Below are 14,751 nucleotides of genomic sequence, written 5' to 3'. Positions count from 1 at the left end.
ATAATTTTAAGCGAAGCAGTATATAGCACGAGATATAAACAATAAACCAGAACATTAGGCTACATTAACGGCAATTGATCCAACTCAACAACCAAATAACCTACATTTTTAAATATAATTCACCACAAAGATTAACGTACTGCGATGAGTAGCGTTTATCTTCTTGATAGATAAGGATTTGCTCGACAACAGCTATCGCTTTACTGTTACGAGACAACAGCAGAAGATTACGGATCGGCGCTTTACCCATAACCGAACTTACCACGCCTTGCCGCTCAAGATACCACTGGTGACTTTCTGCACAAAGCAACCAGCGGGCAGCAACATCACAAGGTAATACCAAGGCAATATGGGTGTCGTTATGCGACAAGCTTTCAGCGGCCGCAAAAAACTGTTGCGCATTCAACTCACCACTATGGCGAGCCAATTGCCGCTTTTTGTCAAATTCTTGCCCTGCAGGAAAATAGGGGGGGTTAGACACGATAAGATCATAGGCATAACTGGGCTTGAATAACTGCATACTTTGTTGGCGTACCATCACTTTATTCGGCCATGGGCTATGTTTAACATTCTGTTGCGCCTGCCGACAAGCATCTGCTTCAATGTCAATCGCGTCAATCTGCACGCTATCCTTAGTACGCTGAGCCAAAATTAAACTGATCAGGCCTGTGCCCGTTCCCACGTCCAAAATTAGCGAGGCTGCTTCCATAGGCAACCAAGCCGCTAATAAGATCCCGTCGGTTCCCACTTTCATGGCACACTGATCATGTGCTACATGAAACTGCTTAAAAGTGAAGCCTGAACGTTGTTTATGCATGATCACTTCTTGCTTGCCTCTGTTTGGCGCTATACTATGCCGCGAATGTAAATGACCCGCGCTTTTGATTCAAGTCGATGGCGCCTCACAAATTGGTAGATTTTCTAATGACCTTTGAAGACCTCGACCTAGACTCTCAAATTTTACAAGCTGTTAGCGAGATGGGCTTAACTAAAGCCACATTGATCCAGCAGCAAACGATCCCTGCAATGCTAGACGGTCGAGATGTATTAGCCAGTGCCGCAACCGGTACCGGCAAAACCTTGGCTTTTTTATTGCCGGCAATCCAACACTTATTGGATTACCCACGCCGCAAAGCTGGACCAGGTAGAGTACTCATATTAACCCCGACTCGTGAATTAGCGATGCAAGTCGCCGAGCAAGCTCGTCTAGCCACCGCCCATACTAACCTTACCACTATCGATATCACCGGTGGGGTCAAATACGATGTGCATGCTGAACAACTCAAAAGCAATATCGACATTGTGATTGCGACCCCTGGTCGTTTAATGGAATACATCACCTACAAAGTGTTCGATTGCCAAGCTATCGAAGTATTGATCCTTGACGAAGCCGATCGCATGTTAGACATGGGTTTTATTAAAGACATGGAAACCATCAGTGATGCCACCAGCGAACGTGGGCAAACAGCGTTGTTTTCTGCCACTTTAGAAGGCGCCGGTTTATTGCGTTTTGCCGAGAAGGTAATGCAAGAACCACAACAGATTGAAATAAACTCTCCACGTAGCGAGCGAGCAAAAATTCATCAATTAGTGCATTTTTGTGATGATGCTGAGCACAAGTATCAATTGCTTCGCCACTATTTACTGCATGAAGATATTGAACGCTGTGTCGTATTTGTAAAAACTCGCGAGCGCTTATACGCCCTTGCAGAACGTTTACAAAGTGATGATATAAAGGCTTCATACTTACGCGGCGAAATGGCGCAAGATAAACGTAACCAAGCCATGCAGGCATTTAGAGACGGTGACGTAAAGTTTCTCATTGCCACTGACGTTGCCGCACGAGGCTTAGACGTTCCAGAAATTAGTCATGTCTTTAACTACGACCTTCCGCGCACCCCCGATGTATACGTACACCGTATCGGTCGTACCGCTCGTGCAGGACGCAAAGGAATAGCAATTAACCTAGTGGAAGCCCATGACATGGGGGCATTAGCTAAGGCTGAACGTTATACCGAAGAACCCATTAAACGCAGAGTAATTGACAGCTTGCGCCCTACTAACAAAATTTCAGCTGCGCCCGCTAAGAAGAAGAAACCTAAAACCGTGGTGGATAAGAAGCTCGCTAAAAAGCGCGCTAAAGGTCGCGCTAAGAAACTGGCTAAAAAAGCCAAGAAGTAACCTTGTTTTAATGGCGAACACTCAGTAACAAAAAGCCACGCAATGCGTGGCTTTTTTTATGGTAATGGCTTAATTAGTTATAAACCCGAACTTCAACCCTACGGTTATGGGCGCGTCCTTCTTCGGTCGCGTTGCTAGCTGCAGGTGCTGCTTCGCCTTTACCTTCTTCTACCGCACGGTCGGCTGTTACACCTGCGGCCAACAAAGCATCAGCTACGTTGTCTGCACGACGTACACTTAATGCCATATTGTATTCGTCATTACCGATATTGTCGGTATAACCAACAGCGTCGATAGTTAACTCATTAGCAATAATGGTTTTAGCAATACACTCAACCTTTTGTTGCTCTTCTGCGTCGTATTCATCTTTGTTAAAGCCAAACAAAATGTGCTCAAAACCAACCACTTGGTTGTCTTCAACCATCACGTATTGCTCACAAGATTCGGGAATAAGTACTGCTGCTGCAACTGCAACCACTACTACTTCTTCCACCATCACTTCTTCGACAACAACCACTTCTTCAACGATCTCACAACCGCGCTCATCCACCACAGCCCCAGCTGGAGTATCAGGACACTCGTCTTGGCTATTAGCTACGCCGTCACCGTCTTTGTCGGGATTTGCACAAAACATCGCGCCGACAATACCGCCACCAACAGCCCCTGCGCCGCCAGCAACGATACCACCAAACCCTGCGCCAATAGCAGGGCACAATATTCCAGCATCTCCTTCTGGCGCGTTTGAACAACCCGATAAGGCTGCTGCGCCAACCAATGTTACAACCAATGCAATCTTATTTTTCATACTATCTCCGTATGGCCTTAATGCGACATTCATGTCACTACGTTGAGAAAAATAAGCCAGTCTTTACCCTTTCATACCACTCTTTGGCGGTTATAAAGCTGATTTTGGCAGGCCTTGGCGTAAATCACAAGTGAATCAATTATTAAGTGTAATCAATTCACTTGCTGAGGATATGTGAACAGGTAGTAAAAACTAGGCTGGTTAAGCGTTAACTTGGTCACGTAAAAACACTAAGCTTGTCGCATTAGAGCTGGCTTCGTCGAAATAGTAACCATCGGAATCAAACGCACAAAGTTGCTCGAGATTAGACACTTTATTATCAAACATATAGCGCGCCATTAGTCCGCGAGCCTTCTTTGCATAAAAGCTAATAATCTTATATTGACCATTTTTCTGATCTTTAAAAATGGGGGTAATAACACTGCCGTTTAACCGTTTAGGCTTCACCGCCTTAAAATATTCATTCGATGCTAGATTAACCAATACATTATCACCTTGTTCAGCTAAGGCTTGATTCAGCTGCTCGGTAATAATGTCACCCCAGAATTGGTACAAGTTATTGCCTCGGGCGTTGCCTAGTTTAATTCCCATTTCCAGCCGATAAGCCATCATTAAATCTAAGGGTTTTAGCAAACCATACAAGCCCGACAAAATACGTAAATGTTGTTGCGCGTAATCCAATTGCTGAGCGCTTAAACTACTGGCATCTAACCCCGTATAGACATCACCTTTAAAAGCAAAAATCGCTTGGCGGGCATACTCTTCTGGCAATTCAGCAGACCAATCAGCAAAGCGCGCGGCGTTTAAGCCTGCTAATTTATCACTGATTTTCATTAAGCTGGCTATATCTGCTGGGCTCAACTGTCGAGCCACATCAATTAACTCGGCGCTATGCTCTATCAGGCTTGGCCGAGTATGCTTATGGCTGGGCAACTCGGAACTAAAATCGAGAGTTTTAGCTGGTGAAATAACCGCTAACATAATGCTCCTTTACTTTATGCATCTAAAAATCGACGGTAACACCGTCTAACATACCACTGTCTAAACTATTCGATTTATCGGTGCCATGCAATTTAATCAATAGACGTAAATCGTTAGGAGAATCAGCATGCGCAATCGCCTCGGCGTAACCGATCACACTGGACTCATATAGCTCAAATAAGCTTTGGTCAAAGGTTAACATCCCTTGCTCACGAGACTTCGTCATCAGCTCTTTGAGTTTATGCATTTCACCTTTACGGATCAGGTCAGCCGCTAAGGGGGTATTAAGCAAAATTTCAAATACGCCGCGTCGACTACTGCCATCTCTTGTTGGCACTAATTGCTGCGCCACAATTGCCCGCAAGTTAAACGACAAATCGAAACACAACTGGCGATGCCGCTCTTCTGGTACTAAGTGCATGATCCTATCTAAAGCTTGGTTAGCATTGTTGGCGTGCAGCGTCGCCATACAAAGGTGACCAGTCTCAGAGAACTGTAAGGCGAACTCCATGGTTTCGCGGGTACGAATTTCGCCAATTAGAATCACATCAGGAGCCTGACGCAGTGAGTTCTTTAAGGCCTCTTCAAACGAAGGGGTATCGATGCCTACTTCGCGCTGATTAACAATACAACCAGCGTGTTTGTGCATAAATTCTACCGGATCTTCAATGGTGAGAATATGGCCGCTAGAATTATGGTTGCGATAATCAATCATACTAGCCTGAGTGGTAGACTTACCTGCCCCCGTTGCCCCCACAAACAAAATTAAGCCACGCTTAGACAAGCCAACTTCTTTAAGAATCGGCGGCAATTGCAACTGCTCAAAACTGGGAATATTTGTCTCAATACGGCGAATCACCATGCTTGGCTGTTCACGTTGATAAAATGCACTCACCCGGTAGCGGCCTAAGCCTTTGCGCGCGATAGCAAAGTTGGCCTCTCGACCATGTTCAAAAGCCTCAAGCTGAGCAGGAGTACGAATAGTCGCCAACATCGCCATCACATGCTCAGGCATGAGTTTTTGTTCATTTAACGGGGTTAAGCGGCCACTCACTTTTGCACTCGGCGGGACCCCCACAGAAAGATACAAATCTGATGCTTTGCGCTCTGACATATCGCTTAATAGATCATCGAGTAACATAGCTCCTCCTAAAAATTGTTGGGATCAGCGGCTTTAGTTTTAGCGTCTTCATAAGACACCATGCCTTGGTTTACCAACTCTTTAAGATTTTGATCAAGGGTTTGCATACCATGCGCCATACCAGTTTGAATGACAGAGTACATTTGCGCCACTTTATCTTCGCGGATTAAGTTACGAATAGCCGGAATACCAATCATTATTTCATGTGCGGCCACTCGCCCACCGCCAAGCTTTTTAAGTAAAGTTTGGGCGATTACTGCGCGTAATGACTCTGACAACATAGAACGAACCATGTCTTTTTCAGCCGCTGGAAATACATCGATAACACGGTCAATGGTTTTAGCCGCAGAGGTGGTGTGCAAAGTACCAAATACTAGGTGACCCGTTTCTGCTGCGGTAAGCGCTAGACGAATAGTTTCTAAATCACGTAATTCACCCACTAGAATAATATCGGGATCTTCACGCAGTGCCGAACGCAATGCGTTATTAAAGCTATGGGTGTCTCGGTGAACTTCCCGTTGGTTGATCAAGCAGTTTTTGTTTTTGTGAACAAATTCTATCGGGTCTTCAATGGTAAGAATATGCTCATGGCGCTGCTCGTTAATGTAATCGATCATTGCCGCTAGCGTGGTTGATTTACCCGAACCGGTAGGCCCTGTCACCAATACCAAGCCACGAGGATGCTCAGATATTGTGCGAAAGATCGCAGGCGCGCCCAACTGATCCAAGGTCAATACTTCTGAAGGAATCGTCCTGAATACCGCTGCTGCACCACGGTTCTGTTGGAAGGCGTTAACCCTGAAGCGAGCAATACTTGGAACCTCAAACGAGAAATCGATTTCTAAGTTCTCTTCATACTCTTTTCGCTGTTTGTCGTTCATAATGTCATAAATCAAACTATGAACTTGTTTATGTTCAAGCGCAGGTAAGTTTATTTTTCTAACTTCACCATCAACTCGAATCATTGGCGGTAATTCAGCTGATAGGTGTAGATCTGACGCGTTATGTTTTACACTAAAGGCCAGTAATTCGGTAACATCCATTTATTCAATTCCTCGACGTTGAGACTATGAGCAGTATTACCCAAGCACTTCAATTTGTTAACCACGAAATTCAGCAAGCGTTAGATAAAGCACATCGTCCGGCTAATGCTGTTGCATTATTGGCCGTTAGTAAAACTAAACCTCTGTCAGATATTGGATTAGCTTATCAAGCTGGCCAGCGTTTATTTGGTGAAAACTATGTGCAAGAAGGTGTAGATAAAATTGTCGAAAGTCGTCAGCAAGACTGGCTAAATGACCCCATAGAATGGCACTTTATTGGCCCACTACAATCCAATAAAACACGTTTGGTTGCAGAGAATTTTGCTTGGTTACAAACCTTAGACCGTGCCAAGATAGCGGATCGTTTAAATCAACAACGACCAGCGGGTATGCCCCCGCTACAAGTATGCCTACAAGTTAATGTTAGCCAAGAGTCGACAAAATCAGGGCTTAGCCTCGACCAAGTTGACGAGCTCGCCGCGCACGTGGCGCAACAACCCAACCTTTGCTTACGAGGCTTAATGGCTATTCCGCAACAGGTAGAAAATAATCAACAGTTAGAGACGCAATTTGCCGCGATGGCTAAAAAGTTTTCTCAACTGCAACAGCAATATGCTAGTGTCGATACCCTTTCCATGGGCATGAGTGGCGACATGAATACCGCAATTAATCATGGCAGCACCATGGTACGAGTCGGTAGCGCTATATTTGGCCAACGTAGCTAAATAAATAACAAAGGAATACCAACATGACAGCTCGAATTGCGTTTATCGGTGGCGGCAACATGGCCAGCAGTTTAATTGGCGGCCTAATCGCTAACGGCGCAAGTGCTAGCAGTATTACCGCTAGCGATCCAAATTCTGAACAACAACAAAAACTACAACAGCAATTTGGTGTAAATGTCACTGGAGATAATAGTCAGGCTATTGAGCAAAGTGATCTCATTGTATTAGCCGTAAAGCCTCAGTTGATGGCTGTGGTATGCCAAGCCATCGCCGAGCAAGCTACAGACTTAAGTGACAAGTTATTCGTATCGATTGCTGCTGGCATTAGTGTACAGCGCTTAAAAGGTCTGCTCGGTGAACAGGTATCGATTGTGCGTACTATGCCAAATACCCCCGCGTTAGTGGGCCGAGGTATGACTGGTTTATATGCTCCAAGTGATGTTAGCGCTGAGCAAAGCCAGGCTGCTGAACAGTTGATGCAAGCCGTGGGTGAAACCTGCTGGGTAAAACAAGAAGATGAAATAAATCATATCATTGCAGCAGCAGGCAGCGCGCCGGCTTACTTTTTCTTGTTTATGGAAGCCATGCAGCAACACGCAGAGCGCTTAGGTTTTAGCCCCGAGCAAGCGCGGATGTTGGTGCAACAATCCGCTTTAGGCAGTGCCGAGCTCGTTGCAGCTAATCCAGACCTTGATTTAGCGACACTGCGGGCCAATGTTACTTCTAAGGGAGGAACAACTGCTGAAGCAATTCGAGTATTTGAAGAACAAGGTTTACGTACTATTGTGACTAACGCCATGGACGCCGCCATTGAACGCGGTAAAGAAATGGAAAGTTTATTTTAATAAGTTTTGAGGAAGTTATGCAAGCGTTTGAATTTCTTATAAAAACAGTTTTTGACCTGTATTTAATAGTCGTATTGCTACGGGTTTGGTTACAATTAGCTCGCGCTGATTTTTACAACCCTCTTAGTCAGTTTGTAGTAAAAGCGACTAATCCTTTGGTGGTGCCATTACGCCGCATTATTCCTGGCTTTGCAGGTGTTGATTGGGCAGCGGTGGTGATTGCTTTATTGGTGGTGGCTGCAAAATGGGCAATATTAATGCTGATGACCGGCGGCATAGATGTACCCACCTTAGCTATTCTAGCAGTGGTAAATATGTTTAAAGAAGCTGGCATGATGGTATTTTGGGTACTCTTACTGCGGGCCATTCTTAGTTGGGTAAGCCAAGGGCGGAGCCCGGTTGAATATGTACTGGGTCAGTTAACCGAACCGATGTTGGCACCTATTAGAAAAATTCTACCTTCATTAGGCGGTCTCGACTTATCGGTATTGGTATTGTTTATTGCCCTTAATTTTTTAAATATATTATTAAGCGGCTGGATTCCATTTTGGCAGATGTTATAAATGCCCGCGGTCAGTCAAGATGGCGTAAACCTGCTATTACAGGTTTACGTGCAACCTAAGGCTAGCCGTGACAGTATTATAGGCTTGCATGGCGAAGCGCTAAAAATCGCCATTACCGCGCCTCCTATTGACGGTAAAGCCAATCAACATTTAATTAAATATTTAGCCAAGCAATGTAAAGTGGCTAAATCACACGTCGAAATTGTTCGCGGTGAGCTTGGCCGTCACAAAACAGTGAGCATCACCAACCCAACGACAATACCAGAGATTATTGCGGCTTTGTTGTAAGGATTGTTGACTAAAGTCTTTCTATACTAAAACCACATTTGTTTAAAAGGTCACCACTATGAGTAAGTTTTTGCTAATAAGCTTAATCTCTAGCTTGATGTTATTTACCCTACCCAGTCATGCAGAGCAAAAAGCCATTTTAGGTGATTATGAAGTGCATTATGTCGCTTTTAACTCTACCTTTATCCCTGCTGAAGTGGCCAAAATTTATGGTCTACAGCGTAGCCGTTATAACGGCTTGATTAATATTTCAGTGTTAGACAGCAAGTCAGCAGATAAAAACGCGGTTGCGGTAAAAATCTCCGGAACCGCACGTAACCTAATTGGTAGCCAAAGCGAGTTAGAATTTAAAGAAATTCGTGAAGGCGAGTCGGTTTACTACATCGCACAACTGCGCCATAGCAATGAAGAAACCTTTCGTTTTAAAATCATCATCGATGACGGTAAACGCCAACAAACACTCGAGTTTCAACAAAAGTTTTACGTTGATTAGTACCATAGCGCTTCAATCAGACTAGATCGACTTACTTAGGGCTTTTTGCTAACCATTTACTCGCATAGTATATGCCTCATCCGTCAAACCAATCATAGGATCCCTCATGCAAAAAGTTGTACTCGCCACGGGTAACCCAGGCAAAGTAGCCGAATTGTCAGACCTACTTAAGCCTTTGCAAAAACACATCATCGCCCAAAGTGAATTTGCCATTGAGGATGCTGAAGAAACCGGTACAACCTTCGTTGAAAACGCCATTATTAAAGCGCGTCATGCCGCAAAAATTACCGGCTTAGCCGCCATAGCCGATGATTCAGGGTTGGCGGTCGATTACTTAAATGGTGCGCCAGGTTTGTATTCGTCACGCTATGCAGGTAGCGATGCCAGTGACCACGACAACGTGTTAAAGCTACTTGACGCCATGCAAGATGCTCACAAAGAGCAACGTGGTGCAGAGTTTCACTGCGTATTAGTGTATTTGCGCCATGCCGATGACCCCGCACCGCTGATTTGCCATGGAAAATGGCGTGGAACTATCACAGAACAAATCCACGGAGCCGGCGGTTTTGGTTACGATCCGGTGTTTTGGGTTGAACAACACCAAGCTACCTCCGCACAAATAACTAAAATGGAAAAAAATGCTCTCAGCCATCGCGGTAAGGCGCTGCGCCAGTTGCTTGCTCAGATGGAAACCGAGATATGCTAACGCTAAGCCCCGCGCTAAGCCTATATATTCATGTACCGTGGTGTGTACAAAAATGCCCTTATTGTGATTTTAATTCCCATGGCTTAAAACAAGCGCTTCCTGAAACGGCTTACATCCAAGCCTTACTGGCAGACTTAGACGCAGACTTAGCCCGTTTCCCAGCAATGAACGGGCGGGCATTACATAGTATTTTCATCGGCGGAGGCACGCCTAGCCTACTCTCTGCCGACGCCATTGATGACTTACTGCATGGTATCAAACAACGCTTAACGCTTGGCCCACTCACAGAAGTGACGATGGAAGCAAATCCCGGTACCGCAGAAGCAGACCGTTTCGCAGGCTATTTCCAGGCTGGAGTGAATCGCTTATCCATTGGGGTACAGAGCTTTCAGCAGCAACATTTAGCTAAGCTAGGTAGAATTCATAACGGTGATGAAGCGATGCGCGCCTTTGAGTTTGCTCAGCAGGCGGGTTTTAAGCGAATTAATCTCGATTTGATGCATGGACTTCCCAATCAAAGCCTTGAGCAAGCGATGCAAGACTTACAACAAGCTTTTGCTCTTGGGCCTAGCCATTTGTCTTGGTATCAGCTCACTATCGAAGCCAACACGGCCTTTGCCTCTCGCCCACCTAAACTGCCCAATGAAGACTTATTGTGGGATATTTATGAGCAAGGTCATCAGCAACTGCAACAGGCTGGCTTTGATCAGTATGAAGTGTCTGCTTATTGTCGTGAAAATGATCGTTCACAGCACAACCTTAATTATTGGCGTTTTGGCGACTACTTAGGTATTGGTTGTGGTGCTCACGGTAAAATTACTGACTTAACGAATCAGCAATTAATCAGAACTGAGAAGGTAAAACACCCAAAAGGTTACTTAGAAGCAAGCCGTGATTTTATGTTTAAACAGTGGTCTGTCGACGCTGATGATTTGGCTTTTGAATTCTTCTTAAATCGCTTACGCTTATTTGAGGACATTCCTAAGGCTGAGTTTATTGACTTAACGGGCTTAGGCTTGACAGAGCTTGAGCAATCACTAAGTGATGCTAAACAGCAGGGTCTACTAACTGACAATCTTGACCACTGGCAGGTTACAAAAAAAGGCCGTTTATTTCTAAACGACCTCCTTAATTGTTTTACGGATTAAGCTTACGCTTTACGGGCGAAAATTAAATCCCATACACCGTGGCCTAATCGATGGCCGCGGTTTTCAAATTTAGTCAGTGGGCGCCAGTCAGGGCGTGGCACATAGTCGTTCGTTTCAGAAGTATTGCTATAGCCTGGCGCTGCTTGCATTACTTCAAGCATGTGCTCTGCGTAATTTTCCCAATCTGTTGCCATATGGAATACACCACCAATCTTTAGTTTTTTGCGCAATACGTCAACAAACTCAAGCTGAACAATACGGCGCTTGTGGTGGCGAGATTTATGCCATGGGTCAGGAAAGAACAATTGCACGGTGTCTAAACTGTTATCAGGAATGCTATCGTTTAAAATTTCAACCGCATCGTGCTCAAATACCCGTAGGTTTTTAATCTCTGCGTCAATCGCATCGGCCATACAAGCGCCCACACCTGGGCGGTGAACTTCAATCCCAATAAAATTAGTCTCTGGGGCATTTTTTGCCATTTCGACTAAAGATGCACCCATACCAAAACCAATCTCTAATACCGTTTTAGCATCACGGCCAAACACTTGCTCGAGCGAATAATTGGTTTTTTGATAATCTAAGCCTAAGCTTGGCCAAAACTCGGTCAACGCGTTTTCTTGGCGCTTAGTTAAGCGACCTTCGCGTTTTACAAAGCTACGAATTTTGCGAAGTCGTTTGTCTTCGACTTGCTCTTGAGAGGCCTCAGGAGATGAATTTTGGTCTTGCTCGCTCATGATAATTCCAGACTAGATTTTGCAGGGACATTCTAAATGTAGAACAGGGCTGGCATTATCCAAAGTTCTGACATTTGTGCAAGCTTTGCACGCCAAAGCGTGAGAAGTTTTCTGTTAACGCTGCTCGGGTAAGATGCCAGCCAAGCGCTTTATTAAGGCTTGCTGACTTGCAGAGTTGACCGGTTTAAACACCATCGCTGAGCTGGCTGGGTAATTTTCCACGTTATTGCCATTTACCCAATCGTGCTTAGGCCGAATTGGCCGAGAACAAAAGCCGCCGCCACAATTAGGGCAAACATTATGTAATACCTGCTCGACACAATCTACGCAAAAAGTACATTCAAAAGCGCAGATCATCGCATTAGTCGCATTGGTAGCTAAGTCTGTTTTACAGTGCTCACAACAAGGGCGTAATTCCAGCATAAATACTCCGATTTGTTACCTAATATCTATAATAAAACAATAAACGGATCATTATACAATCAGAGGGAGGTTCAAGGAGTGAGAATTAATAGCTGGAGCCAGCAAGCTTTTACTCTCATTGAGCTGGTTATGGTGATGATTATTCTAGCCGTGTTGGCTGTGGTAGTTGCGCCCAAATTTATTAACTTAAAAACCGATAGTAAAACGGCTATTCTGGAATCCCTTGGGGGGGCAATGCAGGAAGGTTTAAGGCTGGTCTATATTCAGTCAGCCTTAGAAAACAAAACGACGGGCAATACTGAAATCACCTACCTTGGTCACCCTTTGCCGATATACAACGGTTACCCCGCGGTAGATGGTGGCGATAGTTTTGAAGAACTCAATCAACAGGTGCAAGCTTGGCTAGATATTGACTCAGTGGCGCTAACCACCATCATAGCAGATAACGATGCAGCCCCATTTTTTGTTGATAAATCTACCGCACTTAACCGTATCTACATTTTTTACTCTGAGGATTTAGCCGACAAAAGTGTTTTTTTTAATTGCCATGCGCTTTACACCAATCAAGAAAATGGCAGCGGCCCTTCGGTCACCATTAAAACCAGTGATTGTTAAACTGAGTTTGCACTTCTCCCCGCTAGGCGATTGAACTACACTAAACGCAACACCATTAAGGAAACAAACATGAAATCAAAACCCTCTTCACGAGTATTTCACGAACAGCAATTTCATGATGGTGACGCCCCCGCTTATCAAGGTGACGGGCAGAGTTTTAAGCAAGCTAAAAATATGGCCTCTGTGGTTTACCAACCAGCCCATTTAAACTCTGAGGCACCCAATGATATGCAAGGTGAAGGACGTTTAGATGGCACCTGGATATACAGTGAAGAGCCAGACAAAGCAGAAGGCATTTTACACAGCGGTATCGAGCTAGTCATGGATTCAAGTCTCGAGGCGAACGCCAGCATTGGTTTGCATCAGCATATTAACACCGAAGAAGTCTATTACTTACTGAGTGGCGAATTACACATCACCTTAGTCGATGGCAAAGAGCAGCAAACCGAGCGTTTGCAAGTTGGCGACTCCCATTGCATTCATCCAGGACAAAGCCATTTTGTAAAAGCGGGAGCTAAAGGCGCTCGCTTTATTGTGGTTGCAGCAAAAGCCAACACGTAGAGATAAACCAGTGGTAGCAAATGATAACAAGTATCAGATTAACTCAGCGGCGATTATTGGCTGTAATTGGGGCTTGGTGCATTTAGGCGCTCTGCGTAACAGCAATATTGACGTCAGCGCCATTGTCGATTTAGATTTATCTAAAGCTCAACATCTAGCAAAGCAACACAACATAGCCCACGCCTGTAATGACGTTCAGCAAATCCCCACCGTGGATTTGGTGATTGTGGCAAGCCCTGCTGTGACTCACCAAGCCCTTATCCAACATTTTCAGCATTGCGCCATTATTTGCGAGAAGCCATTGCTGGGCTTGAGCCCTTCAACAAGCGATTATGCTTGGCCAGAAAGACTGTGGGTGAACTACGCCTTTAGCCATCTTGCCAGCGCTAGATTAGTTGATCGCATTGTCGCTGAACAATCACAACCCGTTCATATAACACTAAGCTCGCAAGTTAATTTGCCGCTTAAATTCACCCTTGAGCAATGGTTTTTAGAAACCTCCAGCCACCCCTTATCTTGGTTATTACATCGCTTTGGCCAGCCAAAGCAAACGCGTAAAACCTCAGATGGGCAACACTTATCGCTGCAACTTGAATGTGCCAACAACCGCATAGATATCGATTTCACTTTGGGTGGAGAACTCGGTATTTTTCATCAAATAGAGATTGCTTTTGGCGCTGAAAAACTCTCCGTGGAAGGCGAGTACATTTCCTGGCCGACCTTGGCGATTCTCGCCTGTCATGTTAAATAATAAACCACAAAACCAAGGTGAGTTTAGTCAAGCTGATTGCTGGATTGAAGCAAACCAACGCTCTACCGCAATGATGATTGAGCAGTTTCGCGGCCATCTCAGCAAAGCCGAGTTTGTTAAGCTAGGTGGCTTCGATGCAAGCAAAGCGCTTTGGTTAGAGCAGGCCTTGTTCTCCAAACCCAATTAGCCTCACAAAGTTAGCGGTTGTTAATTCAAGCTAAGCGCGTAAAAATAGAACTTACTTCCACTAATTGTTCAATGTGTAAAATATGAAACTCGATAGTAAAGACAAGTTGATACTCGATTTGCTGCAACGAGATGTGAGTATTCCGCTCAATGACATTGCCGAGCGGGTTGGGTTGTCTGCAACCCCTTGCTGGCGAAGGGTCCAAAAACTTGAGCAAGCCGGTTTTATTCGCCACAAAGTAGCGCTGTTAGATCGTAATAAACTTAACTTAGGTGTCACCGTGTTTGTTAGCGTTCGAACTTCACAGCATGATCAACAATGGCTTGATCAATTCAAACAAGCAATTCTAGACATTCCAGAGATCATTGAAGCCCATCGAATGAGCGGCAGTATCGATTACTTGCTGCAAGTGGTAGTGCCTAGCATTAATGATTACGACAAGGTTTACAAAAAGCTGATAGAACGTTTGGCTTTTACCGATGTCAGTTCGGCCTTTTCTATGGAGGTTATGAAATCTACCACCTCCCTACCTACCCATTATTTGAGCTAATATCCCCA

At 44.8% G+C, this 14,751-nt stretch carries 20 protein-coding genes; 13 read left to right on the top strand and 7 right to left on the bottom strand.

What is annotated here, in order from left to right:
• Nucleotides 1–100: 100 nt before the first annotated feature.
• Nucleotides 101–817 carry a tRNA1(Val) (adenine(37)-N6)-methyltransferase gene (locus tag ACVFI8_RS15015; RefSeq protein WP_248712765.1) on the bottom strand — a complete coding sequence of 239 codons (717 nt, stop codon included), beginning with the start codon at nt 815–817 and terminating at the stop codon, nt 101–103.
• Nucleotides 818–924: 107 nt separating this feature from the next.
• Between ACVFI8_RS15015 and srmB the strand changes: the two genes are divergently transcribed.
• A complete protein-coding gene (srmB, locus tag ACVFI8_RS15010) occupies nt 925–2,181 on the top strand; it encodes an ATP-dependent RNA helicase SrmB (protein ID WP_457871783.1) in 1,257 nt (418 codons plus the stop codon).
• Between the two features lie 73 nt (nt 2,182–2,254).
• Here srmB and ACVFI8_RS15005 read toward each other — a convergent pair whose 3' ends face one another.
• The 4 genes from ACVFI8_RS15005 to ACVFI8_RS14990 form a co-directional block, all read right to left on the bottom strand.
• On the bottom strand, nt 2,255–2,986 hold the full coding sequence (locus ACVFI8_RS15005; protein ID WP_248712767.1) for an OmpA family protein: 732 nt from the start codon (nt 2,984–2,986) through the stop codon (nt 2,255–2,257).
• Between the two features lie 201 nt (nt 2,987–3,187).
• Nucleotides 3,188–3,967: a peroxide stress protein YaaA gene (yaaA, locus tag ACVFI8_RS15000; RefSeq protein ID WP_457871782.1), complete on the bottom strand. Its 780-nt coding sequence runs from the start codon at nt 3,965–3,967 to the stop codon at nt 3,188–3,190.
• Between the two features lie 22 nt (nt 3,968–3,989).
• Complete coding sequence (locus tag ACVFI8_RS14995; protein ID WP_248712769.1) at nt 3,990–5,108, bottom strand: PilT/PilU family type 4a pilus ATPase; 1,119 nt, start codon at nt 5,106–5,108, stop codon at nt 3,990–3,992.
• 8 nt (nt 5,109–5,116) lie between these two features.
• A complete protein-coding gene (locus ACVFI8_RS14990) occupies nt 5,117–6,151 on the bottom strand; it encodes a type IV pilus twitching motility protein PilT (RefSeq protein ID WP_248712770.1) in 1,035 nt (344 codons plus the stop codon).
• Nucleotides 6,152–6,177: 26 nt separating this feature from the next.
• Here ACVFI8_RS14990 and ACVFI8_RS14985 point away from each other — a divergent pair, with 26 nt between their 5' ends.
• From ACVFI8_RS14985 to hemW, 7 genes are all read left to right on the top strand, one after another.
• Nucleotides 6,178–6,876, top strand: a complete 699-nt coding sequence (locus tag ACVFI8_RS14985) for a YggS family pyridoxal phosphate-dependent enzyme (RefSeq protein WP_248712771.1) — start codon at nt 6,178–6,180, stop codon at nt 6,874–6,876.
• A 23-nt stretch (nt 6,877–6,899) separates the two neighbouring features.
• On the top strand, nt 6,900–7,721 hold the full coding sequence (proC, locus tag ACVFI8_RS14980) for a pyrroline-5-carboxylate reductase (protein WP_248712772.1): 822 nt from the start codon (nt 6,900–6,902) through the stop codon (nt 7,719–7,721).
• A gap of 17 nt (nt 7,722–7,738) precedes the next feature.
• Nucleotides 7,739–8,284 carry a YggT family protein gene (locus ACVFI8_RS14975; RefSeq protein WP_248712773.1) on the top strand — a complete coding sequence of 182 codons (546 nt, stop codon included), beginning with the start codon at nt 7,739–7,741 and terminating at the stop codon, nt 8,282–8,284.
• Entirely contained in the window at nt 8,285–8,572 is a 288-nt protein-coding gene (yggU, locus tag ACVFI8_RS14970) for a DUF167 family protein YggU (RefSeq protein ID WP_248712774.1), read from the top strand.
• 58 nt (nt 8,573–8,630) lie between these two features.
• Nucleotides 8,631–9,065 carry a DUF4426 domain-containing protein gene (locus ACVFI8_RS14965; protein WP_248712775.1) on the top strand — a complete coding sequence of 145 codons (435 nt, stop codon included), beginning with the start codon at nt 8,631–8,633 and terminating at the stop codon, nt 9,063–9,065.
• 106 nt (nt 9,066–9,171) lie between these two features.
• Nucleotides 9,172–9,771: an RdgB/HAM1 family non-canonical purine NTP pyrophosphatase gene (gene rdgB / locus ACVFI8_RS14960; protein ID WP_248712776.1), complete on the top strand. Its 600-nt coding sequence runs from the start codon at nt 9,172–9,174 to the stop codon at nt 9,769–9,771.
• Nucleotides 9,765–10,919 (top strand): radical SAM family heme chaperone HemW, encoded by a 1,155-nt coding sequence (gene hemW, locus ACVFI8_RS14955; protein WP_248712777.1) that lies wholly within the window; start codon nt 9,765–9,767, stop codon nt 10,917–10,919. Before rdgB ends, hemW begins: the two co-directional genes overlap by 7 nt.
• 2 nt (nt 10,920–10,921) lie before the next feature.
• Here the strand turns inward: hemW and trmB are convergent, their stop codons facing one another.
• Both trmB and ACVFI8_RS14945 read right to left on the bottom strand, forming a co-directional pair.
• On the bottom strand, nt 10,922–11,656 hold the full coding sequence (gene trmB, locus ACVFI8_RS14950) for a tRNA (guanosine(46)-N7)-methyltransferase TrmB (protein ID WP_248712778.1): 735 nt from the start codon (nt 11,654–11,656) through the stop codon (nt 10,922–10,924).
• A gap of 114 nt (nt 11,657–11,770) precedes the next feature.
• Nucleotides 11,771–12,079: a DUF1272 domain-containing protein gene (locus ACVFI8_RS14945; protein WP_457871781.1), complete on the bottom strand. Its 309-nt coding sequence runs from the start codon at nt 12,077–12,079 to the stop codon at nt 11,771–11,773.
• Nucleotides 12,080–12,157: 78 nt separating this feature from the next.
• Between ACVFI8_RS14945 and ACVFI8_RS14940 the strand changes: the two genes are divergently transcribed.
• From ACVFI8_RS14940 to ACVFI8_RS14920, 5 genes are all read left to right on the top strand, one after another.
• Nucleotides 12,158–12,694, top strand: a complete 537-nt coding sequence (locus ACVFI8_RS14940) for a type II secretion system protein (RefSeq protein WP_305883135.1) — start codon at nt 12,158–12,160, stop codon at nt 12,692–12,694.
• Between the two features lie 69 nt (nt 12,695–12,763).
• Nucleotides 12,764–13,255, top strand: coding sequence for a cupin domain-containing protein (locus ACVFI8_RS14935; protein WP_457871780.1), 492 nt, complete (start codon nt 12,764–12,766; stop codon nt 13,253–13,255).
• Entirely contained in the window at nt 13,227–14,006 is a 780-nt protein-coding gene (locus ACVFI8_RS14930) for a Gfo/Idh/MocA family oxidoreductase (RefSeq protein WP_457871779.1), read from the top strand. Before ACVFI8_RS14935 ends, ACVFI8_RS14930 begins: the two co-directional genes overlap by 29 nt.
• Nucleotides 13,996–14,193 carry a hypothetical protein gene (locus tag ACVFI8_RS14925; protein WP_457871778.1) on the top strand — a complete coding sequence of 66 codons (198 nt, stop codon included), beginning with the start codon at nt 13,996–13,998 and terminating at the stop codon, nt 14,191–14,193. Before ACVFI8_RS14930 ends, ACVFI8_RS14925 begins: the two co-directional genes overlap by 11 nt.
• A gap of 82 nt (nt 14,194–14,275) precedes the next feature.
• Nucleotides 14,276–14,743, top strand: a complete 468-nt coding sequence (locus ACVFI8_RS14920) for an Lrp/AsnC family transcriptional regulator (protein WP_248712782.1) — start codon at nt 14,276–14,278, stop codon at nt 14,741–14,743.
• The last annotated feature ends 8 nt before the right edge of the window (nt 14,744–14,751 follow it).

Source organism: Agarivorans sp. MS3-6 (genome assembly GCF_054112545.1).
Note: the sequence above shows the minus strand (reverse complement) of the source record. Positions and strands in the feature narration are given on the sequence as shown.